This window comes from Candidatus Allofournierella merdavium (assembly GCF_944382735.1).
In the GTDB taxonomy this organism is placed as follows: Bacteria; Bacillota; Clostridia; order Oscillospirales; family Ruminococcaceae; genus Allofournierella_A; species Allofournierella_A merdavium.
Genome location: NZ_CALWND010000005.1, coordinates 103,296 through 129,249, shown reverse-complemented (window position 1 = coordinate 129,249; position 25,954 = coordinate 103,296). Strand labels below are relative to the sequence as shown.

25 protein-coding genes and 2 tRNA genes are annotated in these 25,954 nt (G+C 64.0%); 22 read left to right on the top strand and 5 right to left on the bottom strand.

Annotation, left to right across the window (positions count from 1 at the left end):
- Positions 1–8 precede the first annotated feature (8 nt).
- The 10 genes from ACH2A7_RS05320 to ACH2A7_RS05275 all read left to right on the top strand — a co-directional run bounded on the left by ACH2A7_RS05320 (position 9) and on the right by ACH2A7_RS05275 (position 11,076).
- A complete protein-coding gene (locus ACH2A7_RS05320; protein ID WP_394960639.1) occupies positions 9–1,091 on the top strand; it encodes a PucR family transcriptional regulator in 1,083 nt (360 codons plus the stop codon).
- 164 nt (positions 1,092–1,255) lie between these two features.
- Positions 1,256–1,942 (top strand): cell division ATP-binding protein FtsE, encoded by a 687-nt coding sequence (ftsE, locus tag ACH2A7_RS05315; protein ID WP_394960638.1) that lies wholly within the window; start codon positions 1,256–1,258, stop codon positions 1,940–1,942.
- Positions 1,939–2,847, top strand: coding sequence for a permease-like cell division protein FtsX (gene ftsX / locus ACH2A7_RS05310; protein WP_394960637.1), 909 nt, complete (start codon positions 1,939–1,941; stop codon positions 2,845–2,847). The genes ftsE and ftsX overlap by 4 nt, the downstream gene beginning before the upstream one ends.
- A gap of 23 nt (positions 2,848–2,870) precedes the next feature.
- The gene (locus tag ACH2A7_RS05305; RefSeq protein WP_394960636.1) at positions 2,871–4,013 is read left to right on the top strand and encodes a murein hydrolase activator EnvC family protein; all 1,143 of its coding nucleotides are present in this window, start codon (positions 2,871–2,873) and stop codon (positions 4,011–4,013) included.
- Positions 4,014–4,154: 141 nt separating this feature from the next.
- Positions 4,155–5,474, top strand: coding sequence for a S41 family peptidase (locus ACH2A7_RS05300; RefSeq protein WP_394960635.1), 1,320 nt, complete (start codon positions 4,155–4,157; stop codon positions 5,472–5,474).
- 71 nt (positions 5,475–5,545) lie between these two features.
- Positions 5,546–6,409 carry a 16S rRNA (adenine(1518)-N(6)/adenine(1519)-N(6))-dimethyltransferase RsmA gene (rsmA, locus tag ACH2A7_RS05295; RefSeq protein ID WP_394960634.1) on the top strand — a complete coding sequence of 288 codons (864 nt, stop codon included), beginning with the start codon at positions 5,546–5,548 and terminating at the stop codon, positions 6,407–6,409.
- Positions 6,410–6,485: 76 nt separating this feature from the next.
- Positions 6,486–6,561 (top strand) — tRNA-Thr (locus ACH2A7_RS05290).
- Between the two features lie 568 nt (positions 6,562–7,129).
- Positions 7,130–8,455: a hemolysin family protein gene (locus ACH2A7_RS05285; RefSeq protein WP_394960633.1), complete on the top strand. Its 1,326-nt coding sequence runs from the start codon at positions 7,130–7,132 to the stop codon at positions 8,453–8,455.
- Between the two features lie 141 nt (positions 8,456–8,596).
- Positions 8,597–9,436, top strand: a complete 840-nt coding sequence (locus ACH2A7_RS05280) for a hypothetical protein (protein ID WP_394960632.1) — start codon at positions 8,597–8,599, stop codon at positions 9,434–9,436.
- Complete coding sequence (locus ACH2A7_RS05275) at positions 9,436–11,076, top strand: hypothetical protein (protein WP_394960631.1); 1,641 nt, start codon at positions 9,436–9,438, stop codon at positions 11,074–11,076. Before ACH2A7_RS05280 ends, ACH2A7_RS05275 begins: the two co-directional genes overlap by 1 nt.
- A 76-nt stretch (positions 11,077–11,152) precedes the next feature.
- On the opposite strand, the gene ACH2A7_RS05270 is transcribed toward ACH2A7_RS05275, so the two are convergent.
- Positions 11,153–11,284 (bottom strand): hypothetical protein, encoded by a 132-nt coding sequence (locus ACH2A7_RS05270; RefSeq protein ID WP_394960630.1) that lies wholly within the window; start codon positions 11,282–11,284, stop codon positions 11,153–11,155.
- Positions 11,285–11,566: 282 nt separating this feature from the next.
- On the opposite strand from ACH2A7_RS05270, the gene rsxC reads away from it, so the two are divergent.
- Genes rsxC through ACH2A7_RS05240 form a run of 6 tightly spaced genes read left to right on the top strand, consistent with a single transcriptional unit; the run spans position 11,567 to position 17,181 of the window.
- The gene (gene rsxC / locus ACH2A7_RS05265) at positions 11,567–12,877 is read left to right on the top strand and encodes an electron transport complex subunit RsxC (RefSeq protein ID WP_394960629.1); all 1,311 of its coding nucleotides are present in this window, start codon (positions 11,567–11,569) and stop codon (positions 12,875–12,877) included.
- A 1-nt stretch (position 12,878) separates the two neighbouring features.
- Positions 12,879–13,877, top strand: a complete 999-nt coding sequence (locus ACH2A7_RS05260) for an RnfABCDGE type electron transport complex subunit D (protein WP_394960628.1) — start codon at positions 12,879–12,881, stop codon at positions 13,875–13,877.
- Positions 13,874–15,070: an FMN-binding protein gene (locus ACH2A7_RS05255; RefSeq protein WP_394960627.1), complete on the top strand. Its 1,197-nt coding sequence runs from the start codon at positions 13,874–13,876 to the stop codon at positions 15,068–15,070. The genes ACH2A7_RS05260 and ACH2A7_RS05255 overlap by 4 nt, the downstream gene beginning before the upstream one ends.
- A 20-nt stretch (positions 15,071–15,090) precedes the next feature.
- On the top strand, positions 15,091–15,759 hold the full coding sequence (rsxE, locus tag ACH2A7_RS05250; protein WP_394960626.1) for an electron transport complex subunit RsxE: 669 nt from the start codon (positions 15,091–15,093) through the stop codon (positions 15,757–15,759).
- A complete protein-coding gene (locus ACH2A7_RS05245; RefSeq protein WP_394960625.1) occupies positions 15,759–16,379 on the top strand; it encodes an electron transport complex protein RnfA in 621 nt (206 codons plus the stop codon). Before rsxE ends, ACH2A7_RS05245 begins: the two co-directional genes overlap by 1 nt.
- Positions 16,380–16,392: 13 nt before the next feature.
- Positions 16,393–17,181, top strand: coding sequence for an RnfABCDGE type electron transport complex subunit B (locus tag ACH2A7_RS05240; protein WP_394960624.1), 789 nt, complete (start codon positions 16,393–16,395; stop codon positions 17,179–17,181).
- 121 nt (positions 17,182–17,302) lie between these two features.
- On the opposite strand, the gene ACH2A7_RS05235 is transcribed toward ACH2A7_RS05240, so the two are convergent.
- A complete protein-coding gene (locus ACH2A7_RS05235; protein ID WP_394960623.1) occupies positions 17,303–17,440 on the bottom strand; it encodes a hypothetical protein in 138 nt (45 codons plus the stop codon).
- A 38-nt stretch (positions 17,441–17,478) separates the two neighbouring features.
- A complete protein-coding gene (locus ACH2A7_RS05230) occupies positions 17,479–18,849 on the bottom strand; it encodes a citrate/2-methylcitrate synthase (RefSeq protein WP_394960622.1) in 1,371 nt (456 codons plus the stop codon).
- A 227-nt stretch (positions 18,850–19,076) separates the two neighbouring features.
- On the opposite strand from ACH2A7_RS05230, the gene ACH2A7_RS05225 reads away from it, so the two are divergent.
- From ACH2A7_RS05225 to ACH2A7_RS05215, 3 genes are all read left to right on the top strand, one after another.
- Positions 19,077–19,162: transfer RNA gene (locus tag ACH2A7_RS05225), tRNA-Tyr, on the top strand.
- A gap of 64 nt (positions 19,163–19,226) precedes the next feature.
- The gene (locus tag ACH2A7_RS05220) at positions 19,227–19,760 is read left to right on the top strand and encodes an HD domain-containing protein (protein ID WP_394960621.1); all 534 of its coding nucleotides are present in this window, start codon (positions 19,227–19,229) and stop codon (positions 19,758–19,760) included.
- Between the two features lie 19 nt (positions 19,761–19,779).
- Positions 19,780–19,995, top strand: coding sequence for a hypothetical protein (locus tag ACH2A7_RS05215; RefSeq protein ID WP_394960620.1), 216 nt, complete (start codon positions 19,780–19,782; stop codon positions 19,993–19,995).
- A gap of 58 nt (positions 19,996–20,053) precedes the next feature.
- Here ACH2A7_RS05215 and nagB read toward each other — a convergent pair whose 3' ends face one another.
- Positions 20,054–20,791 carry a glucosamine-6-phosphate deaminase gene (nagB, locus tag ACH2A7_RS05210; RefSeq protein ID WP_394960619.1) on the bottom strand — a complete coding sequence of 246 codons (738 nt, stop codon included), beginning with the start codon at positions 20,789–20,791 and terminating at the stop codon, positions 20,054–20,056.
- A 138-nt stretch (positions 20,792–20,929) separates the two neighbouring features.
- Positions 20,930–21,709, bottom strand: coding sequence for a helix-turn-helix transcriptional regulator (locus ACH2A7_RS05205; RefSeq protein ID WP_394960618.1), 780 nt, complete (start codon positions 21,707–21,709; stop codon positions 20,930–20,932).
- Positions 21,710–21,842: 133 nt separating this feature from the next.
- Here ACH2A7_RS05205 and ACH2A7_RS05200 point away from each other — a divergent pair, with 133 nt between their 5' ends.
- From ACH2A7_RS05200 to ACH2A7_RS05190, 3 genes are all read left to right on the top strand, one after another.
- A complete protein-coding gene (locus ACH2A7_RS05200; protein ID WP_394960617.1) occupies positions 21,843–22,955 on the top strand; it encodes an ABC transporter ATP-binding protein in 1,113 nt (370 codons plus the stop codon).
- A 412-nt stretch (positions 22,956–23,367) separates the two neighbouring features.
- Complete coding sequence (locus ACH2A7_RS05195) at positions 23,368–24,558, top strand: mandelate racemase/muconate lactonizing enzyme family protein (RefSeq protein ID WP_394960616.1); 1,191 nt, start codon at positions 23,368–23,370, stop codon at positions 24,556–24,558.
- A gap of 1 nt (position 24,559) precedes the next feature.
- Positions 24,560–25,873 carry an APC family permease gene (locus ACH2A7_RS05190; protein ID WP_394960615.1) on the top strand — a complete coding sequence of 438 codons (1,314 nt, stop codon included), beginning with the start codon at positions 24,560–24,562 and terminating at the stop codon, positions 25,871–25,873.
- Positions 25,874–25,954 lie beyond the last annotated feature (81 nt).

The following is a 25,954-nucleotide window of genomic DNA, read 5'->3' as shown; positions in this document are numbered from 1 at the left end:
GCATATCTATGGCGAACAGAGTGTTTCAGGGCGTCGTGTACCAGATGAAGGACGCCATTGGCCGTACGGTGGGCGTCGTGGACGAGACCGGCACCGTCATTTCCTGCTCGGATCTGAATATGATCGGCGAAGTGCGGGACGGCTTTGCCGCCGAGCGTCTCACCGGCGACAGCTTCCAGTGCGGCGGCTGCACCTACCATCAGTTCAGCTCCAACAAGCACAACGACTACGCTGTGTATGTGGAGAGCACCGACGAGTGCGCCAGCCAGTTCGCCAGCCTGATGGCCATCAGCCTGCAGAGCATCAAGCAGTACCACGACGAAAAGTTCGACAAGGCCAACTTCATCAAGAACGTGGTGCTGGACAACATCCTCCCCGGCGACATCTACGCCAAGGCCCGGGAGCTGCACTTCGCCACCGACGTGTCCCGGGTGGTGCTGCTGATCCGGGTCACCTCCGGCACCGACATCTCCGCCTACGACGTGGTCAGCGGCCTGTTCCCGGACAAGCAGAAGGACTTTGTGTTCAACATCAGCGAGACCGACACCGTGCTGGTGAAGGAGATCCGCCGCGGCATCGACCAGCGGGACATCGAAAAGCTGGCCGCCTCCATCGTGGACACCCTTTCCGGCGAGCACTACATAAAGGCGGTGGTGGGCATCGGCACCCCCGTCGGCAACGTGAAGGACCTGGCCACCAGCTTCAAGGAGGCCCAGGTGGCTATGGAGGTGGGCAAGGTGTTCGACACCGAGCAGTCCATCATCAGCTACGACAACCTGGGCATCGCCCGGCTGATCTACCAGCTGCCCACCACCCTGTGTGAGATGTTCCTGCGGGAGGTGTTCAAACAGGGCAGCATCGAGAGCCTGGACGCCGAGACCCTGTTCACCATCCAGCGCTTCTTCGAGAACAACCTGAACGTCTCCGAGACCAGCCGCGGCCTGTTCGTGCACCGCAACACCCTGGTCTACCGGCTGGAGAAGATCAAAAAGCTCACCGGCCTTGACCTGCGGGAGTTCGACGACGCCATCGTCTTCAAGGTGGCGCTGATGGTCAAAAAATACCTGAGTGCCAACCCGGCCAAGTATTGAGCCGGGCCTGCGGGTCCGGCCCCGTTCCACCGCGCTGCCGCGCGGGATGCAATGAAAGGGGCCCGGCCCGCGTTTTATGAACAGCGCAAGCGCCAGCATGCGGCCGGTCGCACCCCGTGACCGGCTGTTTTGCGCCCACGCCCAACCACAGCAGAGGTATTGCAATGATCGTTTTTGACAATGTGACAAAGGTGTATCCCGGCGGGAACACCGCCCTGAAGAATGTCAGCCTGCACATCCACAAGGGCGAATTCGTGTTCGTGCTGGGGCACTCCGGCGCGGGCAAGTCCACTTTTTTAAAGCTGATCCTGCGGGAGGAGAAGGCCACCAGCGGTCATGTGCTGGTGGACGGCAAGGATCTCTCCCGCCTGAAGGAGCGGGAGGTGCCCTATCTGCGCCGCAACATGGGCGTGGTGTTCCAGGACTTCCGCCTCATCCCGTCCCTCACCGCCTACGAGAACGTGGCCTTCGCCATGCGGGTGACCAACATCGCCGAAAAGAAGATCGCCACCCGGGTGCCCTATGTGTTCAACCTGGTGGGGCTGTCCGGCAAGATGGACAAATACCCCGACGAGCTCTCCGGCGGCGAGCAGCAGCGGGTGGCGCTGGCCCGGGCGCTGGTGCACAGCCCCCAGCTGATCATCGCGGACGAGCCCACCGGCAACATCGACCCCGAACTGAGCGTGGAGATGATGGGCCTTTTGAGCGCCATCAACTCGGTGGGCATCACGGTGGTGGTGGTCACCCATGAGCACGAACTGGCCCGCCGCTTCAGCAAGCGGGTCATCCGCATCGACCACGGCAACGTGGTGGACGACACCGCCGAGCCGGTGGGGGAGGTGCTGCTGTGAACTGGTCCAGTTTCAAGTATCTGGCCCATCAGGGCCTGCACAGCATGGTCAAAAACCGGCTGATGAGCGTCGCCAGCATCGGCGTGCTCACCGTCTGCCTGCTCATCACCGGCGTGGCCGGCCTGTTCACCCTCAACGTGGGCAGCCTGATGGATTATCTGGGCAGCCAGAACGAGACGGTGGTCTATCTGAAAGAGGACCTCACCGAGGAGGGCCTGGCCGCGGTGGACAGCGCCCTGCGCAGCATCAGCGGCCTGCGGGAAGTGACCTATGTCTCCAAGGAGGAAGCGCTGGAGCGCATGAAGGAGAGCATGGGCGACAGCGCCTACCTCTTCGACGTGTTCGAGGGCAGCGAAAACCCCTTTTTGGCCAACTACCGGGTGGTGCTGGACGACGTGAGCGACCTGCCCGAGATCCAGCCTCAGCTGGAGGCCATCGAGGGTGTGGAGAGCGTGGGCGCGCCCATGCAGCTCAGCCAGATGTTCACCAGCGTGCACCAGGGCGTCAGCGCAGTGTGCGTGGTGCTGGTGGCGGTGCTGGGGTTTGTGAGCGTGGTGGTCATCAGCAACACCATCCGGCTCACCGTCTTCGCCCGCCGCAAGGAGATCAACATCATGAAGTATGTGGGCGCCACCAACGGCTTCATCCGCCTGCCCTTCTTCGTGGAGGGCATCACCGTGGGCCTCATCGCGGGGCTCATCTCCACCGCCCTGGTGCTGGGCGGCTACCAGCTGCTGCTGATCTACGCCGTGAAGCTGCCCGGGTTCTGGGGCACTTTGCTGGGCGGCACGCTGCTGCCCCTGGACAAGGTGTGGTATCTGGTGCTGGGGGGCTTCCTCGCCTTTGGCATGCTCATCGGCAGCATCGGCACCGCCAGTTCCATCCGCAAGTATCTCAAAGTTTGACCGTCTGACAGGGAGGGACCGCCATGAAGCGAACAAGATCCGCGCTGCGCCGCCTCGCCTGCGGTCTGCTGTCGGCGGCATTGCTGGCGGGCACGGCCGCTGCCGACTACAAGAGCGACTGGCAGCAGAAAGAGCAGGAACTGAAAGAGGAAAAGGAAAAGTACGAGCAGATCGAGGACGATAAAAAGCAGGCCCAGCAGCAAAAGCAGAGCCTGAAAAACCAGCAGACCATCATTCTGGACCAGATCAGTCAGGCCCTGGAGCAGATCAACGCGAAGGATGTGGAGATCGCCAATCAGGAGCAGGTCATCGCCGACAAACAGGCCGAGATCGACGCCCGCTGGGCCGATTTCAAGGACCGGATGCAGGCCATGCAGGTGATGCACGACTCCGGCGCGGTGGCCATGATCACCAGCGCCCAGAGCCTCTACGACCTGCTCACCTTCTCCACCACCCTGCAGCAGATCAGCCAGAAGGACACCGACGTGCTGGAGGAGATGAACGTCCAGAAGGCCGAACTGGAGGAGGAAAAGCAGCAGCTGGAGCAGGCCAAGGCCGACCTGGAAAGCGCCAAGGCCGCCCTGGACGAAAAATCCAACCAGCTGAGCGCCAACATCCAGGCCCAGGACGCCACCATCAGCAAGCTGGACGCCGACGCCAAGGTGCAGGAGCAGGTGGTGGCCGAAAAGCAGAAGCTGGCCGACGAGGCGGAGGCCGCCTATGAGCAGTGGGTGCGGCAGAACGCCTCCACCGGCAGCGGCGTGTCCGCCGAGGGCTTCATCTGGCCGCTGCCCTCCGCGGGCCGCATCACCACCGAATTCGGCGCGGACCAGTGGGTGAACGGCGTCTTCAGCAGCGGCCACAAGGGGCTGGATATCGCCATCGCCGGCGGCACCCCCATCTACGCCGCCCACAACGGCACGGTGGTCTCGCCGCCTACCTCCTGGACCTACGGCATCGTGGCCATGATCGACAACGGCGACGGCATCTCCACCCTCTATGCCCATATGTCCAGCATCGCTGTCGGCGTGGGTCAAACGGTGACCCAGGGCCAGGTGATCGGCTATGTGGGTTCCACCGGCAATTCCAGCGGCAACCACCTGCACTTCGAGGTGCGGGTGAACGGGGTGCGTCAGAATCCCCGCAACTACGTCAGTCCCCCGTGACGGGATGGAGGAAAATTCGATGAAGCATAAACCCTTTGTGCGCGTTGTCTGCTTTGTGATCGCGGCCCTGATGGTCGCCTCGGTGCTGAGCACCGTGATCCTTGAGTTGGCATACGGTTTCTGACCCGAAAAGGAGAGCCCATGAACAAAAAAATCAGCGTCAGTCTGGCGCTTACCATCGCCATCATCGCCATGACGGTGACCTTCTCGGTGACCATGATTCTGGCGCGGCAGATCTTCGATCAGACCATTCCCTCGGTGCAGGAAAAGGAAAGCATGTACTCGAAACTGGCCGAGCTGGATAAATATGTGCGCGCCAACTACTACGGCGACATCCAGGATTCCACCCTCTTTGACATGATCAGCTACGGTTACATCCTGGGCACCGGCGACCGCAACGCCACCTATTACTCCGCTAAGCAGTACACCGAACTGCTGGAGGTGCAGAGCGGCAACATCGTGGGCGTGGGCGTGGACGTGGTGAAGGACACCTCCGGCTATGCCCGCATCACCCAGATCTACTCCGGCAGCCCCGCCGAGGAGCTGGGCCTGCAGGTGGGCGGCTTCATCACCGCCATCGACGGCGCCGACGTGAAGAACCTCACCCGCGACAACGTCCTCACCCGTCTGCAGGGCGAGAGCGGCACCCAGGTGGTGCTGGGCTACATGTCGCCCGACTCGGAGACCGCCGAGTACACCGTCATCCGCAGCAAGTATGTCATCCCCAGCGTGGAGTACCAGATGACCGACGGCTCCATCGGCTACATCAAGATCATCCAGTTCGATTCCACCACCCTGACCCAGTTCAGCCGGGCGGTGAACGACCTCACCGGCCAGGGCGCCGCGGCGCTGGTGTTTGATGTGCGGGGCAACGCCGGCGGCCTGCTCAGCGCCGCGGTGGATTGCATCGACCTGCTGGTGCCCAAGGGCAACATCGTCTGGGCCGAGTACAAGACCGGCGAGCGCACCCTGCTGGGTGAGAGCGACGATTCCAGCGTGGACCTGCCCATGGTGGTGCTGGTGGACGGCCAGACCGCCAGCAGCGCCGAACTGTTCGCCGCCAGCCTGCGGCAGTTCTCCGGCGCGCAGCTGGTGGGCCAGAACACCTATGGCAAAGGCACCATCCAGGCGGAGCCCCACCGCATGAGCGACGGCAGCGCCGTGGTGGTGACGGTGGCCAAGATGATCACCTCGAATGGCGAGAGCTTTGACGGCACCGGCCTTTCGGTGGATGTGGAAGTGGCCGCCTCCAGCAATACCGACGCGGGCGCTCCGCTCACCAGCGATCCCCAGGTGAGCCGCGCCCTGGCGGCGGCCAAGCTGCTCACCGGCTCCTCCACGGACAGCCCCGCCTCCACCTCCGGCAGCACCTCTGCCGGCACCTCCGAGCCCGCCTCCGCCGGCGACGCGGCGGCCGGGGAGGATACCTCCTCCGCCCCCGCCACCTCCGGCGAGGAATAACCAGAAACACAGAGGGCAGCGACCCGCCCGCGGGGCGCTGCCCGTCTTTTTATCAGAAAGGCAGGCTGTTTATGCCCAACCTCACCGACCTCTCCACCATCCGGGACCTGTGCGCGCGGTATGATTTCGCCCTCTCCAAGGGGTTTGGCCAGAATTTCATCGTCAACCCCGGCGTTTGCCCCAAGATCGTCGGGGCCGCCGGCATCGACGGGGACTGGGGCGTGCTGGAGATCGGCCCCGGCATCGGGGTGCTCACCAAGGAACTGGCCCTGCGGGCCAAAAAGGTGGTGGCGGTGGAGGTGGACAAGCGCCTGCCGCCCCTGCTGGCCGAGACGCTGGCGGAATTTGACAATGTGGAAATTGTATTGCGGGATATACTAAAAGTAGATATCGCGGCGCTGATCCGGGAGAAATTCGCGGGGATGCCGGTGGCGGTGTGCGCGAACCTGCCCTATTACATCACCAGCCCCGTCCTGATGCGCCTTTTGGAGGAAAAACTGCCCATCCGCCACATCACGGTGATGGTGCAGAAGGAGGCCGCCCAGCGCATCACCGCTGCGCCGGGCAGCCGCCAGGCGGGGGCCATCAGCTACGCGGTGGCCTACTACGCAACGCCGCGCCTGTTGTTCAGCGTGCAGCCGGGCAGCTTCTACCCGCCGCCCAAGGTCACCAGCGCGGTGATCCAGCTGGAGGTGCGGCAGGCGCCGGCGGTGGAAACCGCGGACGAGGCGGGCTTTTTCCGGCTGATCCGGGCGGCTTTCAGCCAGCGTCGCAAGACGGCGGCCAACGCTGTCAGCGGCGCGCTGGGCATCCCCAAGGCCGCGGTGACGGCGGCGCTGGAGGCGGCGGGCCTGCCGGCGACGGCCCGGCCCGAGCAGCTCACCCTGGAAGATTTCGCCCGGCTGCAGCGGCAGCTGGCGGCCTTTGGCGGCTGAAGGGACGGCCAAAATCCCCCTTGCCCCGCAGGGCAAGTTTTGTTATAATGTCCTTACGGCGCGCCGCGCCGCCTTTGCCGGCATAGCACAGCTGGTAGTGCAGCTGATTTGTAATCAGCAGGTCGGGGGTTCGAATCCGTCTGCCGGCTCCACGTCGGAATGGACTACGCTCCATTCAAAAAGCCCAGCCGTTTGGCTGGGCTTTTCTCATACCGCTCCGTCATTCCTCCTCCTCCCCATGAAATTTTGCTTGTGCAAATTTTCATGGGGGCCCCGGCCGCCCGGTGGGCGGTAAAGTGCAAGCGGCGTATCGCTTGCGACGAGTTTTTTCGTTTCACGAAAAAGCTCATCGCGCGCTCACTCTGCTGCTCCATCTCGGCCCAAGAGCCGCCGCAGCTGCGGCGGTTGGCCTCGAAACGCGCCTGCGGGCGCAGTCGTTTCCCCGCGAAACTTTGCTTGCGCAAACTTTCGCGGGGGCCCCGGCCGCCCGCTCCTTGACAAGGGGCTGGCGAGTATGCTATGCTATTTTGCAAATCGTATGAAAGGGAAGCGTGACGCGCAAAACCATGGACGACGGCGACAGTACCGGCGGAGAAAACCCTCCTTTACCGCACATATGCAGTTTTATCGGACATAGCCTGTGCCTGCGAGAGTAGGCGCCGGGCTGTGTCCGTTTGCGTTTCAAAACAGTGCTTTCAGTTCTCAAGGAGGAACGTTGCTTTGAAAAATTCCCTTGCTCTCATGCTTTTGCTTCAGGCGGCCCTCATCGGTCTCAACGCCGTGTTCGCCTGCGCCGAGATCGCCGTCATTTCCATGAACGACACACGCCTGGCGCGGCTGGCCGCATCCGGCGACAAGCGGGCCGCCCGCCTTGCCCGCCTCACCAGCCAGCCCGCCCGCTTTTTGGCCACCATCCAGGTGGCTATCACCCTGTCCGGCTTTCTGGGCAGCGCCTTCGCGGCCGAAAATTTCTCCGACGGGCTGGTGAGCTGGCTTTTGAGCCTGGGCGCGCCGGTGCCGGCCGCCACGCTGGACGCGGTGGCCGTGGTGCTCATCACGCTGGTGCTTTCCTATTTCACGCTGGTCTTTGGCGAGCTGGTGCCCAAGCGACTGGCCATGCGCAAGGCCGAGCCCCTGGCCCTGGGCATGTCCGCCCTGCTGTGCACCATCGCCCGGGCCTTCGCTCCCATCGTCTGGCTGCTCACCGCCTCCACCAACGGCGTGCTGCGCCTGCTGGGAGTGGACCCCGACGCCGACGAGGAGACTGTCAGCGAAGAGGAGATCCGCATGATGGTGGATGCGGGCAACGAAAAGGGTGTCATCGACCCCACCGAAAAGGAGTTCATCCAGAACGTGTTCGAGTTTGACGACCGCACCGCCGGCGAGATCGCCACCCACCGCACCGAGGTGCAGCTGCTCTGGACGGAGGATGGGCAGCAGGAATGGGACCGTACCATTCGCACCGGCCGCCACTCGCGCTATCCCGTTTGCGAGGGCAGCGCCGACAATGTGGTGGGCGTGCTGGACGTGCGGGATTACCTCTGTCTGGAGGATAAAAGCCGCGCCACCGTGATGGAACAGGCGATGCGCCCCGCCTGTTTTGTGCCGGAGTGCGTGCGTGCGGACGTGCTGTTCCGGAACATGAAGCGCACCGGCGAGCCCATGGCCGTGGTGCTGGATGAATATGGCGGCTTCGAGGGCATCGTGACCATGAACGACCTGCTGGAACAGCTGGTGGGCGAACTGGACGGCCGCGGCGGCGAGGAGGCCGCGCCGGTGCAGCAGGTGAGCCCCGGCATCTGGCGGGTGCGGGGCGACGCGCCTCTCACCGCGGTGGCCGCCGCGCTGGACATGCCGCTGCCCTGCGATGAATTCGACACCTTCAACGGGCTGGTGCTCAGCGCCCTGGGCTTCATCCCGCCGGACGGCGCCGCTGCCGAGGTAAACACGGCGGGGCTGGAGATACGGGAGGCGGAGTTCCGCTCCCATCAGGTCAAAACCGCGCTGGTGCGCCGCATGCCCGCCGCAACCCAAAAACAAGGATGAGCAAGCCGCCGCGCCCCTTCGGGGACGGCGGCGTTTTTTTTCGAAGAGGGCTTTCCAAAGGAAAAGACCTGTATTATAATTGGATAAAATGGAGGCGAAAGCCGGATTCTTTTGCGGAAAAAAGGGAAAAGGGGAAGGATCATGGAAGAGACCCTGAACGCGGCGGCACAGCCGCAGATGAAGAAAAAACCGGGATTCTGGAGAACGATGCTGGAGACCCTCAAGACAAGCCTTGCCCCCACGGCCATCCTGGCGGTGCTGTGGCTGGTGCTCAGCTGGGTGCGGTCGGCAGGCATCCAGTGGGCGATCCTGTGGCCGCTGAACTTTCTCACCGGCGCGCTGGCCGGCATGGAGGGCAGCGCGCTGGGCGGCACCATCGGCAAAGCGATCCTGTTGGTGTGCTTCAACAGCCTGTTCCGGGGGCTGCTGATGCACCGCAAGTGGGACGGACGCCGTCGGGACAACGTGAAAAGCGAGCTGAAAAGCCAGACCAAGGCCCAGCTGCTCAGCCGCATCCCCCAGTATTCCAATCTGAAGCTGCTCTGGAAGGACCGCTCGCCCCGCATGCTGGCGGCGGGCCTTTTGGGCGGCGCGCTGGCGCTGGCGGCCTACCCCTTTCTCACCGGCGACGGCAGCCCGGTGAACAGCATGGTCTGCGTGGCGCTGTTTCTGAGCATCGGCGGTCAGATCGCCCGCCAGCGGGGCCTGCTCATCACCCTGCTCAACCTGCTGCTGGCCAAAAAGGCGCTGCATACGGTGAACCGCAGCCTCATCGACCGCATCTTTGCCGGTTTCGCGGTGGGCATGGCCGTCGCGGTGCCCGTCTCGGTCACCAAGACCATGGCGCCGGCCTTCGTCTGGCCGCTGCTGGCCTGGGGCCTGCCCATCCTGCTGGCGGCGGGGGGCGTGCTTTGCCTTGTGATGCCCTGGTGGCGGAAAAAGAAAGCCGGCCCTGCCGGCGGAAAGGAGGCGCGGGCATGATGAGCCGCAAGCTTTTTCGCCGGGCGCTGGCCCTGGCCGGGGCGGTTGGCCTGTGCCTTGCCTGCGCCGCGCCGGCGTTCGCGGAGGAAACGGAGTGGGAATATCTGAAGCAGACGCGGGTGGGCACCAACTATGCCCACTCCATCATAACGCGCCCCTCGGTGACGCTCAGCGGCCGGGACGCCCAGGACGGCGCCCTTCTCCTGGAAAAAGGAAAACGGTATGAGATCACCGCCGACGCCTCCTTTAATGCGGTGGAAAGCGCCTACGCTTCCTGGGGCCTCCTGGCCTGCACGAAGCTGCGCTATGATACCAATCTGGACAATGCGCAGGAGTATATGCTCCTCGCCTGCGACGGCGACACGGTCACCTTTGCCCGGCCGGTGCCGAAGTCGGAGGTGACCATCCACATGGAATTTTCCGATCTGCGCCTCAGCAACAAAGCCAGTGTGCTTTTGTCCGACGATTGGCCCGCCGTCCGGCCTGACCTCACGGCGGACGCTCAGGTGCAGGTGCGCTGCATGGTGGAGGCGGTAGCCCGGGTCCCGCTGCCCGAGGGCGCGGTACAGGAGGATGGCGACTGGAAGTTCCCGGAGGAGGAACTGGCGCTGGAATACGACGCGCTGGTGCAGCAGGCGCTGGACGACCCGGCGGCACAGCTGCCGCAGCCGAAGGAGGCGGTGCTGGAGATGACCTTCCGGGGCGACATCCCGGCCTCTAATCCGGACTGGAGGTCGGGCGGCGTGCCCGTTGAATGGCGCATCGGGTATCCCCGGGCGGGCAGCGGCAACAAGGCGAGCCTTGTCTGGCAGCTCCAGGGGGAGACGTACGAGGTGAAGCACCTGGAGGATACGCCCCTGGAGTTCGGCTGCTCGCTGCTGGTGATGGCGGATGACGCGGTCTCCACCGGCATCCCGATGCGGGAGGGAAGCGCCGCGGTGCGGCGCGCGGCGGCGGTCAGCGCCGGCGCGGCGGCCCTGGGCCTGGGCGGCTCCGCGGTGCTGAACGGCCTGTCCTCGGTGCTGGAGAACGTGCCCGCCTCCCGGCGCCGGGAGGATCTTGACCAGAGCGGTCTGCCCGAGGAGACGCCGGACCTGCCCCAGGAGGACACCCCCTCGGTGAGCCTCACCCTCTACCGGCCCTTCGACGACCTGGTGAACACCAAGGGCGCGGCGGTGGACATCGAACTCACTGTGTCGGGCGGCGAGGGCCTGCGCTGGCACTACCTGCCCGCCGCCGTATGCCCCGAGGGGCTGAAAGCGGTGGTACCGGTGGTGGCGGGCGTCGGCAGCGAGGCCACCCTGGTGCTGAACCTCACCGGCGCTGCGATGAAAAAGCCCCACGTCCCGCTGTTCCTCACGGTGGTGGCCTGGGCGGTGGACGGCGACGGGCGGCTGCTCAAGACCACCGGCACCGCCGAGCTGACCCTGCACCGCCCCGGCCTGGAAGCGGAGCGGCAGGCGGACGGCATCCTGAAGGTCACCCTTTACACCGACGGCAACCTGGACGGTGTGGCCGAGGTGGTGACGCTGAAGCCGGAGCAGTACACCTGTGCCGCGGCGGCGGACGGAACGGTCACAGTGACCGCGAAGCCCCCCTACAAAGGCAGCTGCCGGCTGGCCCCGGAAGGGGAGGGCTGACCCGCGTTTCGTACAAGACAAAAAAGGACCTGCCTCGCGGCAGGTCCTTTTTTCGGTGGGGAACAGGCCCCGGAGATCAATACAGATCGTCCTCCTCGGTGTCGTACACCGGGATGTAATCCGGCCGGGTCTCCCGCAGCAGGGCCAGGCCGAAGATCACGGCCCCGGCGGCCAGCATGAGCATTACCAGTTTGCCAAGCAGTTTCATGAAACGCGACCTCCTTTTGTATCGAAAGCGGGCGGCAGGCCGCCCGCCGGGTGAGTGCACTTCTATTTATTATATAGTATACCACATCCCGCACTGTTTGTGCAAACAGTTTTCGTGCCGGCAAAAGGGCGGCAAAAGGTGGAATTATCCAGTGGGAAAGGTACAAGGAACAGTTGACTTGAAAAAGAAAAATGTTAAAATATAAGTTAACGGGCATTTTGCGTCCGCCAGCCGGGCGGAACGGCTGCCCGAGACAAACAGAAATGGGGGATCGTTCAACTTATGTTGAAAAAGCTAAAGCGCGCGGCGCTGGGCGCCCGCGTCCCGCATGAGAAAGGAACCGCCGGGATGGAAACGGTCAGGATGCCCGTTCCCTCCAAGGTGGTTCTTCCCATGCAGCAGCATATTGGCGCGCCCTGTGCGCCGGTGGTGAAAAAGGGGGACACTGTGCAGGTGGGCACCCTGGTGGGCAAGGCCGGCGGCTTTGTGGGCGCCAACATCTACTCCGGCGTGTCCGGCACGGTCACCGGTGTGGAAGATATCCGCCTGTCCAACGGCAGATCCTGCCCGGCAGTGACCATCCAGCCCGACGGGCTGCAGACTGTGGACCCGGCGGTGAAACCGCCTGTGGTGACCGACAAGGAGAGCCTGATCGCTGCGGTGCAGGCCTGCGGCCTTGTGGGTCTGGGCGGCGCCGGTTTCCCCACCGCCGTGAAGCTGAGCCCCAAGACCCCGGTGGACACCCTGGTCATCAACGGCGCCGAGTGCGAGCCCTACCTGACCGCCGACGCCCGGGAGTTTTTGGAGAACAGCGAGACGGTGATGAGCGGCATCCAGGCCGTGATGAAGTATCTGGACATCAAAAAGTGCCTCATCGGCATCGAGCGCAACAAGCCCGAGTGCATCGACCTGATGTGCAGCCTGGCCAAGGGCGTGGCCGGCGTGGAGGTCAAGCCTCTGCCCACCCGCTACCCCCAGGGCGCTGAGAAGGTGCTGATCGAGTCGGTCACCGGCCGTGAGGTGCCCCAGGGCGGCCTGCCCGCCGACGCGGGCGTGATCGTGCTGAACGTGACCACCGTGTCCACCATCGGCAAGTACCTGGCCACCGGCATGCCTCTGGTCACCCGCCGGATGACCATTGACGGCGACGCCGTGGCAAAGCCCCAGAACGTTGAAGTCATCGTGGGCACCCCCATCCAGGAGGTGCTGGATTTCTGCGGCCTGAAAGAGGGCGTGCAGATCGGCAAGATCATCATGGGCGGCCCCATGATGGGCGTGGCAGTGGCCGATCCCGCCACTCCGGTGCTCAAGCAGAACAACGGCCTGGTGGTGCTCAGCGCCCAGAAGGCCACCCTGCCGGCTCCCCAGCCCTGCATCCGCTGCGGCCGCTGCATCGACGCCTGCCCCATGGGCCTGGAGCCGGTGGTGATCGCGGGCGCCTTCAGCAAGAAGAACGCCGAGGAGCTGAACAAGCTGTGCATCGACCTGTGCATGCTGTGCGGCAGCTGCAGCTTTGTCTGCCCCGCCAAGCGGCCGGTCACCCAGACCATGAGCCTGGCCAAGGAATTTGCCAAGAAGGAGGCGAGCAAGTAATATGGAAAACCGTTTGAATGTTACCGCCTCCCCGCACATTCAGGACAACTCCAGCACCCGCAAGCTGATGCTGAACGTGATCATCGCGCTGCTGCCCTGTGTTGCGGCCAGCACCATCATCTTCGGGGCCAACACCCTGCTGGTGACCGGCGTCACCGTGGCGGCCTGCGTGCTGTTCGAGTATCTGTATTGTTTCCTGATGAAAAAGCCCAACCCGGTGGGGGATCTCTCCGCCGTGGTCACCGGCATCATCCTGGCAATGAACATGCCGGTCAGCATGCCGTTGTGGATCGCCGTGGTGGGCGCGTTCATCGCCATCGTCATCGCCAAGCAGCTGTTCGGCGGCATCGGCATGAACTTTGCCAACCCCGCGCTGCTGGCCCGCATCGTGCTGTTCACCGGCTTTGCCAGCCGCATGACCGCCTGGGTCTACCCCGACAAGTGCACCCGCACCTTCCTGATGCTGGGCGTGGACGCCGCCTCCGGCGCCACCCCCCTGCAGGTGCCCGGCGGCGTGGGCAAGTACCCCCTGATGGATCTGTTCCTGGGCACCCACGGCGGCGTGATGGGCGAGACCTGCGCCCTGGCCATCCTGATCGGCTTTGCCATCCTGCTGTTCACCCGCACCATCAGCGCGGCGATCCCCGTCACCTATGTGGGCAGCTACGCGGTGTTCAGCTTCCTGCTCAATGTGGGCGAGCTGGGCGCGGCGGACGCGGCCATGCTGGTGCTGCACGAGGTGCTGGCCGGCGGCCTGCTCTTCGGCGCGGTGTTCATGGCCACCGACTATGTCACCAGCCCCTTCACCCTGAAGGGCAAGATCGTCTTCGGCATCGGCCTGGGCCTGATCACCTTTGGCATCCGGGCCTTCGGCAACATGGCCGAGGGCGTGTCCTACGCCATCCTGCTCATGAACCTGTTCGTGCCGTATATCAACGATCTGACCCGGCAGGTGCCCCTGGGCTATAAAAAACACAAGAAAGGGGCGAAGAAGGCATGAAAGGCAAAACCTGGAGCGAGATCGTAAAACCCATCGTGGTTCTGGGCGCCATCTGCCTGGTGGCCAGCGGCGCGCTGGCCGCCGTCAATGAGGTGACGGCCCCCATCATCAAGGCGCAGGAGGACGCCGCGGCCAACGAGGCCTATTATGCCGTCCTGCCCGACGCCGACACCTTTGAGGCGGTCACCGATTACCAGACCAGCAACATCCAGGCCGTGATGAAGGCCTCCAACGGCGCCGGCTGGGCCATCCAGGCCTACGGCAAGGGCTTCGGCGGCGACGTGCCCGTGATCGTGGGCTTTGACGCAAACGGCACCATCGTGGGCATTCAGTTCCTGGCCAACAACGAGACCTCCGGCTACGGCCAGCAGCTGGTGGACGGCAGCGAGAAGGGCGTGACCTTCACCCAGCAGTTCATCGGCATGAGCGAGGCGCCCGTGGTGGGCACCAACATCGACGCCATGACCGGCGCCACCGTTTCCTCCAAGGCTGCCGCGTCCGCGGTGACCAGCGCCATGAACTGCTTCAACGAGGTGGCTCTGGGCCAGGCCGCTGTGGTGGACGAGGGCCCCGTGACCCTCAGCCCGGAGGAAGTGCGCGCGCAGCTGGCGCCGAACGCCACCTCCATGACCCAGATCGACACCCCCGAGGGCCTGACCGAGGCCTGGCAGGGCGATGACGGCAGCTATGTGCTCTACGCCGAGGACAAGGGCTGGGAGTACGCCACCGCCCCCATGACCGTGGCGGTGGGCTTTGACGCCAATGGCGCCATCACCGGCGTGTGGGTGGATGTGTCCACCCAGACCGCGGGCATCGGCGACGTGGCCGGCAGCGAGGATTACCTGGGCCAGTACACCGGCATCACCGGTGAGGCCGGGCTGGACGGTGTGGACACCGTGGCCGGCGCCACCGAGTCCACCGTGGGCGTGAAGAAGGCGGTTCGCAAGTGCGTGCAGGCCATGGCGGCGCTGAACCCCAACATGGCCGCCGCGGCCGGCGCCACCAGCGCCCCCGCCAGTGAGGCCACCAGCGCGCCCGCCAGCGAGGCCACCAGTGCCCCGGCCGGCGAGGCCACCAGCGCCCCGGCCAGCGAGGCCACCAGCGCCCCGGCCGGCGAGGCCACCAGCGCCCCGGCCAGCGAGGCTGCGTCCGCCGCTTCCAGCGGGGCCGCCAGCGCCTCGTCCGCGTCTTGAGAGAGGAGGCTGTTTGAACCATGGGTAAACTGAAAATTCTTACCAACGGCCTCGTGAAGGAAAACCCGGTGCTCCGCCTTGTGCTGGGCACCTGCCCCACGCTGGCTCTGACCACGGCGGTGTCCAATGCCTTCGGCATGGGCTTTGCGGCCACCTTTGTGCTGATCTGCTCCAACATCGCCATCTCCGCGCTGCGCAAGGTGATCCCCGAGCAGGTTCGCCTGCCGGCCTATATCACCGTCATCGCCACCTTCGTGACCATCGTGCAGAACCTGGTCAAGGCCTTCCTGCCTGACCTGGACGCCGCTCTGGGCGTGTATCTGCCCCTGATCGTGGTGAACTGCATCATCCTCGGCCGCGCCGAGATGTTCGCTTCCAAGAACGGCGTGGTGGACTCCGCGCTGGACGGCCTGGGCATGGGCCTGGGCTTCACCCTGACCCTGCTGCTCATGAGCACCATCCGCGAGGTGCTGGGCGCCGGCACCTGGTACGGCATCAAGATCATCCCCGAGTCCATCGACCGCTTCACCTTCATGACCAGCCCCGCCGGCGGCTTCTTTACCTTCGGCCTGCTGATGGCTCTGGTGATCTTCGTGGAGACCAAGCTGGGCGACCGGAGAAAGCGCAGCATCGGCTGCGAGGGTTGCCCCTCCAGGGGCGCCTGTGGCGCGAAAGGGGGCAATGAATAATGGCAGGTTTGGCTGCTATCTTCTTCACCATGATCCTGGTGAACAACTACGTTCTGGTGCAATTTCTGGGCATCTGCCCCTTCCTGGGCGTGTCCAAAAAACTGGATTCCGCCTTCGGCATGAGCTGCGCGGTCATCTTCGTCATGGCCCTGGCCACCGCCGTCACCTGGCCCATCCAGACCTATCTGCTGACCCCGGTGAACGCCGACGGCACCCCCAAGTGGGACCTGGGTTACCTGCAGACCATCGTCTTCATTCTGGTCATCGCCGTGCTGGTGCAGCTGGTGGAGGTCATCATGAAGAAATTCATGCCTCCCCTGCACAAGGCCCTGGGCGTGTATCTGCCCCTGATCACCACCAACTGCGCCGTGCTGGGCGTCACCGTGCTGAACATCGACAACGGCTACAACTTTGCCGAGAGCATGGTGTGCGCCGTAGGCGCCGGCGTGGGCTTCATGCTGGCCATGGTGATGTTCAGCGGCGTGCGCAAGCGGCTGGAGGACGCGCAGCCCCCCAAGTGCTTTGAGGGCCTGCCCATCACCCTGGTGGCCGCGTCGGTGGCCGCGCTGAGCTTCGGCGGTTTTGGCGGCATCGTCGAAAACATCTTCGGTACTATGTGAGGAGGCGGCTGAGATGAACATTGCACTTGCTATTGCGATCGTTACCGTGGCCGGCCTTCTGGGCTCTGTCATTCTGGTGCTGGCCGCCAAGTTCATGGCGGTGGAGGAGGATCCCCGCATCGGCGAGGTGGCCGGCTGCCTGCCCGGCGCCAACTGCGGCGCCTGCGGCTATGCCGGCTGCGCCGACTACGCCAAGGCCATTGTGGAGAGCGGCGCGCCGGTGAACAAATGCGTGCCCGGCGGCGCCAAGGCGGCCGCCGAGGTGGCCAAGGTCATGGGCGTGGAGGCCGGCGCCACCGCCACCATCAAGGCGACGGTGCGCTGCCAGGGCAAACCCGGCGTCTGCACCCAGAATTTTGATTACCACGGCGTTTCCAGCTGCGCCGCCGCCGCTGCCCTGTACGGCGGCCCCAAGGCATGCGTCTTCGGGTGCCTGGGCATGGGCGACTGCGTGAAGGCCTGCAAGTTCGACGCCATTCATGTGGTGGACGGCATCGCCAAGGTGGACCCGGAAAAGTGCACCGGCTGCGGCGCCTGCGCGGCGGCCTGCCCCAAGAGCGTGATCGAGCTGTCCGCCAACATGGAGCAGAAACCCCGGGTGCTCTGCCACAACACCGAGAAGGGCGCTCTCACCAACAAGGAGTGCCAGACCGGCTGCATCGGCTGCATGAAGTGCCAGAAGACCTGCCCCAGCGAGGCCATCAAGGTGGAGAACTTCCTGGCCAGCATCGACTACTCCAAGTGCACCGGCTGCGGTCAGTGCGTGGAGGTTTGCCCCAAGGGCGTCATCGTGCGCCCGTGAGCGAGGGCTGAGACAAACAAAAACCGCCCGCCCCGAATTTCGGGGCGGGCGGTTTTGCTGTTGGCGGTTTTTGCGCCGCGGCCGTGCGGGCGCCGCCGCGGGGCCGCGATTCTGACAAAGGTCATTTTTTCAGATACTTGATGCAGGCCAGGATCACCAGTACACAGGCGGCCGCCTGCAACAGGCCCAACGCCCCGTTGAACAGCCAGCCCAGACCCGCGAAGAGGCCCGCGGCGTGCGGTCCCAGACCGATGCCCATAAGAAACCTCCTTGTCCATCGTTTGTTTTCCGACGCGGTCAGCCCCGGTCCTCCAGCGGCACATACTCCCGGTGGGGCTGCACCGCCATATAGGCCGGGCGGATGATCTTGCCCATGTTGATGAGCTCCTCCATGCGATGCGCGCTCCAGCCCGCCACCCGGGCGATGGCAAAGATGGGGGTGTACAGTTCGGTGGGCAGGCCCAGCATCCGATATACGAAGCCGCTGTAAAAGTCCACATTGGCGGAAACGCCCTTGTAGATCTTGCGCTTCTCGCCGATGACCTGGGGCGCCAGCCGCTCCACCGCGGAATAGAGGGCGTACTCCTCGTGCATGTGCTTCTCCTCCGAGAGCTGCTCCACAAAGGTGCGCAGCAGGGTGGCGCGGGGGTCGCTGATGGAGTACACCGCGTGGCCCATGCCGTAGATCAGGCCGCTCTTGTCAAAGCGCTGCCCCTCCAGGCAGCCCAGCAGGTAGGCGCGGATCTCGTCCTCGTCGGTCCAGTCCTTCACGCTGGCCTTCAGGTCCTCGAACATCTGCACCACCTTGATGTTGGCGCCCCCGTGGCGGGGACCCTTCAGGCTGGCCAGCGCGGCGGCCATGCAGCTGTAGGTGTCGGTGCCCGAACTGGTGACCACATGGGTGGTAAAGGTGGAGTTGTTGCCGCCGCCGTGCTCGGCGTGCAGCACCAGGCACAGGTCCAGGATGTGCGCCTCCAGCGGGGTGTACTGGCCGTCGGGCCGCAGCAGGGTCAGGATGTTCTCCGCGGTGGACAGGTCCGGCCGGGGGGTGTGGATGTACAGGCTGTTGCCGTTCTTGTAGTGGTTGTAGGCCTGGTAGGCGTACACCGCGATCAGCGGGAAGATGGCGATCAGGTCGATGCACTGGCGCACCACGTTGGCGAGACTGATGTCATCCGGCTTGTCGTCGTAGCTGGCCATGGTCAGCACGCAGCGGGCCAGGGTGTTCATCATGTCGCTGCTGGGGGCCTTCAGGATGACGTCCCGCACAAAGTTGGTGGGCAGGCTGCGGTAGAAAGCCAGCTGGTCGTTGAACTCCTTCAGCTGTTCGGCGGTGGGCAGCTGGCCGAACATCAAAAGATAGGCCGTCTCCTCAAAGCCGAAGCGCTTGTCGCGGATGAAGCCGCCGGTGAGTTTTTCCACCGGATACCCCCGGTAGTACAGTTCACCGTCGCAGGGCACCTTTTTGCCGTCCACCACCTTGCTGCTGATGATCTCGCTGATCTCGGTGAGACCCGCCAGCACACCGGTGCCGTCCAGATCGCGCAGGCCCCGCTTGACGTTGTAGCGCACATAGTCTTCCTTGTTGATCTGGTTGTTGGAAAGACAGATGGCCGCCAACGCCTCCAGCTGGGGGGTGATGCGGGAGTACTCTGAAATTTCCGCCATGATAAACGCCTCCTTTTCCGGCGGCGACCGCCGTATTGATTCACCTGCTAAATACTTTACTATATTATCATACCATAAAAATTCCCTATAAATGTGACGAATTTTTGAACAGAAAGACTCCTCCCGAGGAACGCTCAAAAAAATATCCGCCGAAAAGAAAAAAACACTTGCTTTTTTTTGACCTCCTTGCTATAATAGTTAAGCACTCGATTGAGCGCGGAACATGTGGGAGTGTTCCCGAGCGGCCAATGGGGGCAGACTGTAAATCTGTTGCATAATTGCTTCGGTGGTTCGAATCCACCCGCTCCCACCAAGATCCCGGACGCTTTCGCGTCCGGGATCTTTCTGTATACATATGGAAAAAGGGGGAAGGAACCGTGCAGGATCTGGAGAAAATAGACCGGCTGGCACTGCGGATGTTCGCGTTCAACCGGGGCGATGCAAAGCGGATCCAGCATCTTGTGAAGGTGCACCGCTTCGCGCAGCTGATCGGGCGCATGGAGAAGCTGGACGATCACACCCAGTGGCTCGTGGAATGCGCCGCGCTGGTGCACGACATCGGCATCCGCCCGGCAGAGGAGAAGTATGGCAGCTGCGACGGCAGGCTGCAGGAAAAGGAAGGCCCGGCCTATGCCCGCGCGCTGCTGACGGAACTGGGGTTCGACGGGGCCGACGTGGAGCGGATCTGCTACCTTGTGGGGCACCATCACACCTATACCCATATTGACGGCATGGATTACCAGATCCTTGTGGAGGCGGATTTCCTTGTGAACCTCTACGAGGACGAGGCGGGGCCGGACGCCGTGCACGCGGCGCTGGAGCGGGTGTTCCGGACGCAGGCGGGCAGGCAGCTGTGCCGCACGCTCTATGAAGCGGACCCCTGCCCCCCGGCCGGCTCCGCCCGCCTGTAGAACAAAGGAGGAAACGACCATGTCAAATCTTGGAAACGGGGCGGATCGATTCAGCGGCCTGCCCGCGGGAATCCTCATCGAAGGTCCGCTGCGGGCCGCCTGCCGCGCGGAGGTAATGCGGGATCCGGCAGTAACCGATCCGGGCGCTGCGCCGGAGGGGGCCATGGGGACGGTCTCCGGTCAAAAGGCGGATCAGGAGGACGCGCCCTCCGACAGCGAGAACAGGACCATTTAACAGCAAAAAGGCGGGCCGCCGGCAAACAGCCGGCAGCCCGCCTTTTGTATGATTCGGCTCAGCCCTTGTAGCCCACGGCGTCGGCCAGTTCGCGGTCGATCACCACATACACGTTCCCGTGCATCTTCAGCATGGTGCTGGGGTTGTGGGTGGTGATGACGTCGTCCATCACCAGGCCCCGGATGGCCTCGGTCTTGGCCAGGCCGGTGGCGATCAGCACCACGCACTTGGCGGCCAGAATGTCCCCCATGCCCATGGTGATGGCGGTGGTGGGCACGTCCTCCTCCTTTTCAAAGAAGCGGGAGTTGGCATGGATGGTGCTCTCGGTGAGCTTTTCGATGTGGGCGGTGGCGTGCAGCTTGTCCGCCGCCTCGTTGAAGGCGATGTGGCCGTTGTTGCCGATGCCCAGCAGCTGCAGGTCGGCCACGCCGCCCTCCCGCACCTTGGCCTCCAGCGCGGCCGCGTTGGCCTGGGGGTCGCCCATGCCGCTGGCCACATAGGTGTTGGCCTTGTCGATGTTGATGTGGTCGAACAGGTTGGTGTTCATGAAATAGCGGTAACTCTGGTCGTGGGTGGCGGGGATGCCGCAGTATTCGTCCAGGTTCACCGTGCGCACTTTGGAGAAATCCACCTTGCCCGCCTGGTTCGCCTCGATCAGCTTTTTGTACATGGGCACGGGCGTGCCGCCGGTGGCAAGGCCCAGCTTGCAGTCGGGCTTTTCGTTGACCAGCCGGCAGATCATATCGGCCACATAGGCGCAGCTTTCGTCATAGCTATTGGTCACGACAACGTTCATGATAAGCACTCCGTTCTTGATGATTTTTGGCGGCCCCGCGCCGGGGGTTGTATCCACCCTAATCATACCGGGTCAGGCCCCAAAAGGAAAGCCCAGAAAGGCTTTATTTTTTGCACAGGATCACCCATTGCGCGCCGGTCAGACATACAATTCCCGTTCCAGCGGCAGCGGCGCCGCGGGCGCGGCAGGCGCGGCGGCCGCCCGAAAGGCGGCGGGGGTCATGCCGGTGGCCTTCTTGAACACACGGCACAGGTAATTCGCGCCGGAAAAGCCGCACAGGCTGGCCACCACCTCCAGCGGGTATTCCCGCCGGGTCAGCAGCCGCTTTGCCGCCTCCAGCCGCACCCCGGTGAGATACTGCCCGGGCGTTGTGCCCATGGCCGCCTTGAACACCCGCACCAGGTGGCTCTTGCTCACCCCCAGCGCTTCGCTCAGTTCGTCCACCCCGTACAGCCCGGCGTAGTGCTCCCGGATCAGCGCCACCGCCTGCGCCGCCAGCGCCGGCACCGTGGGCCGGGCCGCGTCCGCGCCGGCCAACTCGCACAGCAGCTGATAGCACAAAAGCCCCTGCCCCGCCGCGGGGGCTTCGGCCAGCGCCGCCATCAGCGCCGCCGCCCCCGGACAGGTGGCGCCGTCGGCGAACATGGGCGCTGCCAGCCCCCGCAGGAACAGCTGAACGGCAAGCCCCTCCAGCCGCACCGCCAGCAGGTGACACTGCTCCGCGGGCACCAGCCGCACCGGCCCCGCCGCCAGCAGCAGGCTGCCCGCCCCCGCCAGCCGGGCCTCGTCGTTTTCCAAAGCGCACCGCCCGCTGGAGAGCACCCCCGCCCACAGCCCCTCGCCCGGCAGGGTAAGGGGCAGGCTGAACTGCTCGTCCGCCGTCTGCTCCAGCCGCGCCACCCGCGTGCAATCGAACATCAATTTTTGCCACCTCAAATCAATAAAATACTATTTAATCCGCAAAAATCCCTGGTATTATTATAGTAAACAGAGGATGTGACGTCAACGCACATCAATGAATGAATAATTTATGAAAAGGAGTTTTGCAAGGATGGCCAGCATCAGCTTACAGCATATCTACAAGATCTACCCCGGCGATGTCACCGCCGTGAAGGATTTCAACCTGGAGATCGCGGACAAGGAGTTCATCATCCTGGTGGGCCCCTCCGGCTGCGGCAAATCCACCACCCTGCGCATGATCGCCGGCCTGGAGGAGATCAGCAAGGGCGAATTGTACATCGGCGACCGGCTGGTGAACGACGTTCCTCCCAAGGACCGCGACATCGCCATGGTGTTCCAGAACTACGCCCTGTACCCCCACATGACCGTGTACAAGAACATGGCCTTCGGCCTGGAACTGCGCAAGACCCCGAAGGACGAGATCGACAAGCGGGTGCGCGAGGCCGCCAAGGTGCTGGACATCGAGCACCTGCTGGACCGCAAGCCCAAGGCGCTGTCCGGCGGCCAGCGCCAGCGCGTTGCCCTGGGCCGCGCCATGGTGCGCAACCCGGCGGTGTTCCTGCTGGATGAGCCTCTGTCCAACCTGGACGCCAAGCTGCGCACCAGCATGCGCACCGAGATCATCAAGCTGCATCAGAAGCTGGCCACCACATTCATCTACGTCACCCATGACCAGACCGAGGCCATGACCATGGGCGACCGCATCGTGGTCATGAAGGACGGCATCATCCAGCAGGTCGACACCCCCCAGCACCTGTACGACCTGCCCTGCAACATGTTCGTGGCGGGCTTCATCGGCAGCCCCCAGATGAACTTCCTGGATGCCACCCTGAACAAGGAGGGCGGCAACTATGTGATCGATCTCAGCGGCGACAAGATCATCCTGCCCCCGGAGAAGACCGCCGACGGCAAGCTGGACGCCTATGTGGGCAAGGCCGTCAAGGCCGGTGTGCGCCCCGAGGACATCAAGGACGACGAGGAGTTCGTGGCCAAGCACGGCGACTGCAAGCTCACCGCCAACGTGGAGGTCAGCGAGCTGATGGGCAGCGAGATCTACCTCTACCTGGACTACAAGGGCAGCAAGCTCACCGCCCGCGTGGCCCCCACCTCCAAGGCGAAGAACGGCAGCGACGTGGTGGTGGCCTTCGACCCCCACAAGGTGCATCTGTTCGACCCCGAGACCGAACTCACCATCCTGAACTGAGCGGCATTGCAAACAACGAAAGGGCGGCGGACGGCTTTGTCCGCCGCCCTTTTTTGACCGTCCGCCCCGGCGGCGGCCTTTTGCGCGCGGCGGGGGGCGGCTTCTGCCAAAAGGCGAAGCTGGAATACCTAGCGGGGGAAGCGCCACGGAATTTGCACCACACGAAACAGACGGCGGGCCGTTGGACCGCCGCCTGTTTTTGTGTAATTGTATTATAATTTTACAGTGAGTATTTAAATTTTCTGTCGCAGAATGGGGAGCCGGGGCGCGAAAAGGAGAAACGCCTCATCGGAGGGGCTATGAGCAAAAGGAATGCGATCCATTCCATCTTGGAATGACTGACTGGCGCGGAATGCCGTATAATGAAGGCAAGGTCAGTACTGACAGATGTGAAACGAGGAGGTAAGTTTTCTTGAAGATCCAAAGCATCGACACCTTCCTTCTGGATGGCGGCTCGCCCGGGTGGCGGCCCATCGTCTGCCGTGTCAACACGGATGAAGGGATCTATGGCTATGGCGAGGCTTCCGTCGGGTTCGACACGGGGGCCAGCGCATCCTACCGCATGATCCAGGAAGTGGCTCCGCTGGTGATCGGGATGGACCCGATGGCCACGGAGGCCGTCTGGGATCGGATGTACACCCAGACCTTCTGGGCGCAGGGCGGCGGCACGGTGATGTTCTCCGCGATCAGCACCATCGACATGGCCTGCTGGGACATCAAGGCGAAGGCGCTGAACGTTCCGCTCTACAAGCTGCTGGGCGGCAAGTGCCGCGACAAGCTGCGGGCCTACGCCAGCCAGCTTCAGTTCGGCTGGGGCAAGGGCATGGTGTTCGACCGGGGCTACAAGACAGAGGACCTGGTGGAGCACTCCCTCAAGGCGGTCTCCGAGGGCTTCGACGCCATCAAGATCAACTTTATCACCTATGACGCGCAGGGCGGCCGTCTGGGCTTTTTGAAGGGGCCCATCCACCCGGAGGTGCGCGCCCTGATCGACGAGCGGGTGAGCGCGGTGCGGCGCGCCGTGGGCGACAAGGTGGACATCATCGTGGAGAACCACGCCCGCACTGACGCGGTGTCCGCGGTGGAGATGAGCGAGATCATCAAGCCCTACAACATCATGTTCATGGAGGAGACCTGCACCCCCATGAACCTGCAGGTGCTGGAGACGGTGCGCAAGCTTTCCGCCATTCCCCAGGCAGGCGGCGAGCGGGTGTATGGCAAGTACCACTACGCGAACCTGATCAAGCAGGACGCCTACCAGATCTACCAGCCCGACCTGGGCACCTGCGGCGGCATCACCGAGGCGATGAAGATCGCCTCCATGGCCGCGGCGGTGGACGCGGGCATCCAGATCCACGTCTGCGGCAGCCCCATCGCCATCGCGGCGTCGCTCCATGTGGAATCCTCCATCCCGAACTTCGTGATCCACGAGCATCACGTCACCAACCGCAACGACAAGAACATCCGCCTGGGCGTCTACGATTACCAGCCCGACGAGAAGGGCTTCTGCAGCGTGCCGGAACTGCCGGGCATCGGGCAGGAGCTCTCGCCCTGGGCCATCGAGCACGCCCTGGAAAAGAGCACCGTGAAAGGAGAGGTGTGAGATGAACGCACAAGAGACAGGACTGAAGCGCCAGATCGGCCTGTTCGGCGCGGTGTCCATCCTGGTGGGTGCCGTGATCGGCTCGGGCATCTTTATGACCCCCGGCACCGTGGCTGCGGCGGCGGGCTCCTTCGGCCCGTTCATGATCGCCTGGGTGCTGGCGGGCGCCAGCGGCATCCTCTGCGCCCTGGTCTACTCCGAACTGGCCCCGGCCATACCGGAGGCCGGCGGCCCCTACGTCTACATCACCGAGGCCTTCGGCAAGCCCGGCGGCTTTGTCTACGGCTGGTCCATGACCATCGGCAACTACATCCCGCTGGTGGCCATGCTGGCCACCGGCTTTGCCACCAACTTCGCCAAGCTGGTGCCCGGCATCACCGCCACCGGCATCAAGATGATCGCCTCGGCCATCATCCTCGCCCTGATGATCCTGAACATCTGCGGCACCAAGCTGGGCTCCACCGTGGCGAACATCTTCACCGTGGGCAAGCTGCTGGCGCTGATCCTGGTGATCGTGGGCGGCTTCTTCATCCTCTCGCCCGAGAACTTCACCACCGTGGTGCCGGACGCGCAGACCGGCGCCAGCGGCGTGCTGAGCGCGGCGTTCCCCGCCTTCCTGGCCTTCGGCGGCTACTACCAGCTGGCTTACATGGCCGGTGACATCAAGAACCCCGAAAAGACCCTGCCCCGGGCGCTGATCATCGGCATGGTGGTGGTCATCGCTGTGAACATCCTGATCTCGGTGGCCTGCGTGGGCACCGTGGGCTTCGCCGCCCTGGCCGGCAGCGAGACCCCCGTGGTGGACGCCGGCACCGCCATCTTCGGCACCGCCGGCACCGTCATCGTCACCATCGGCGCCTGCGTGTCCATCTTCGGCGCGCTGAACGGCGGCATCATGAGCTATCCCCGGGTGACCTTCTCCATGAGCCAGCACGGCCTGATGTTCAAATCCTTCGGCCGGCTGCACAGCAAGTTCAACACCCCCTATGTGCCCACCCTGTTCATCTGCCTGGTGGCGCTGGTCTTTGTGTGGACCGGCTCCTTCAGCACCCTGCTGGCCATCAACGTCTTCGCCGGGCGCATCCTGGAATGCGTTGTCTGCCTGTCGCTGCTGGTGCTGCGCAAAAAGCGGCCCGAGTTGAAGCGCCCCCTGAAGATGCCGGGCTACCCCGTCACCACCATCCTGGCCATTGCCATCACCCTTGCCATCTGCCTCACCTGCACCCCCGCGCAGATGCTCAAGAGCATCGGCCTGATGGCCACCTCCATCCCCGCCTATTTCATCTTCCGGGCGATCAGCAAAAAATCTGCCTGACCGGCAGCTTCCGGCCGGCGGCCTCCCGTTTGAGGGCGGCCGCCGGCTTTTTCAGCGCAAAGAAGGCCCCCGCGCGGTGCA

Bases quoted from the DNA above. Each gene is read 5' to 3' on its own strand.
- ftsE (WP_394960638.1), top strand. From the start codon at position 1,256: ATGATCGTTTTTGACAATGTGACAAAGGTGTATCCCGGCGGGAACACC.
- ACH2A7_RS05255 (WP_394960627.1), top strand. From the start codon at position 13,874: ATGAAAGGCAAAACCTGGAGCGAGATCGTAAAACCCATCGTGGTTCTG.
- ACH2A7_RS05190 (WP_394960615.1), top strand. From the start codon at position 24,560: ATGAACGCACAAGAGACAGGACTGAAGCGCCAGATCGGCCTGTTCGGC.
- ACH2A7_RS05215 (WP_394960620.1), top strand. From the start codon at position 19,780: ATGTCAAATCTTGGAAACGGGGCGGATCGATTCAGCGGCCTGCCCGCG.
- ACH2A7_RS05205 (WP_394960618.1), bottom strand. From the start codon at position 21,709: ATGTTCGATTGCACGCGGGTGGCGCGGCTGGAGCAGACGGCGGACGAG.
- ACH2A7_RS05230 (WP_394960622.1), bottom strand. From the start codon at position 18,849: ATGGCGGAAATTTCAGAGTACTCCCGCATCACCCCCCAGCTGGAGGCG.
- ACH2A7_RS05240 (WP_394960624.1), top strand. From the start codon at position 16,393: ATGAACATTGCACTTGCTATTGCGATCGTTACCGTGGCCGGCCTTCTG.
- ACH2A7_RS05280 (WP_394960632.1), top strand. From the start codon at position 8,597: ATGGAAGAGACCCTGAACGCGGCGGCACAGCCGCAGATGAAGAAAAAA.
- ACH2A7_RS05320 (WP_394960639.1), top strand. From the start codon at position 9: ATGGCGAACAGAGTGTTTCAGGGCGTCGTGTACCAGATGAAGGACGCC.
- ACH2A7_RS05270 (WP_394960630.1), bottom strand. From the start codon at position 11,284: ATGAAACTGCTTGGCAAACTGGTAATGCTCATGCTGGCCGCCGGGGCC.
- rsxE (WP_394960626.1), top strand. From the start codon at position 15,091: ATGGGTAAACTGAAAATTCTTACCAACGGCCTCGTGAAGGAAAACCCG.
- ACH2A7_RS05275 (WP_394960631.1), top strand. From the start codon at position 9,436: ATGAGCCGCAAGCTTTTTCGCCGGGCGCTGGCCCTGGCCGGGGCGGTT.
- rsxC (WP_394960629.1), top strand. From the start codon at position 11,567: ATGTTGAAAAAGCTAAAGCGCGCGGCGCTGGGCGCCCGCGTCCCGCAT.
- ACH2A7_RS05300 (WP_394960635.1), top strand. From the start codon at position 4,155: ATGAACAAAAAAATCAGCGTCAGTCTGGCGCTTACCATCGCCATCATC.
- rsmA (WP_394960634.1), top strand. From the start codon at position 5,546: ATGCCCAACCTCACCGACCTCTCCACCATCCGGGACCTGTGCGCGCGG.
- ACH2A7_RS05305 (WP_394960636.1), top strand. From the start codon at position 2,871: ATGAAGCGAACAAGATCCGCGCTGCGCCGCCTCGCCTGCGGTCTGCTG.
- ACH2A7_RS05235 (WP_394960623.1), bottom strand. From the start codon at position 17,440: ATGGGCATCGGTCTGGGACCGCACGCCGCGGGCCTCTTCGCGGGTCTG.
- ACH2A7_RS05260 (WP_394960628.1), top strand. From the start codon at position 12,879: ATGGAAAACCGTTTGAATGTTACCGCCTCCCCGCACATTCAGGACAAC.
- ACH2A7_RS05245 (WP_394960625.1), top strand. From the start codon at position 15,759: ATGGCAGGTTTGGCTGCTATCTTCTTCACCATGATCCTGGTGAACAAC.
- ACH2A7_RS05200 (WP_394960617.1), top strand. From the start codon at position 21,843: ATGGCCAGCATCAGCTTACAGCATATCTACAAGATCTACCCCGGCGAT.
- nagB (WP_394960619.1), bottom strand. From the start codon at position 20,791: ATGAACGTTGTCGTGACCAATAGCTATGACGAAAGCTGCGCCTATGTG.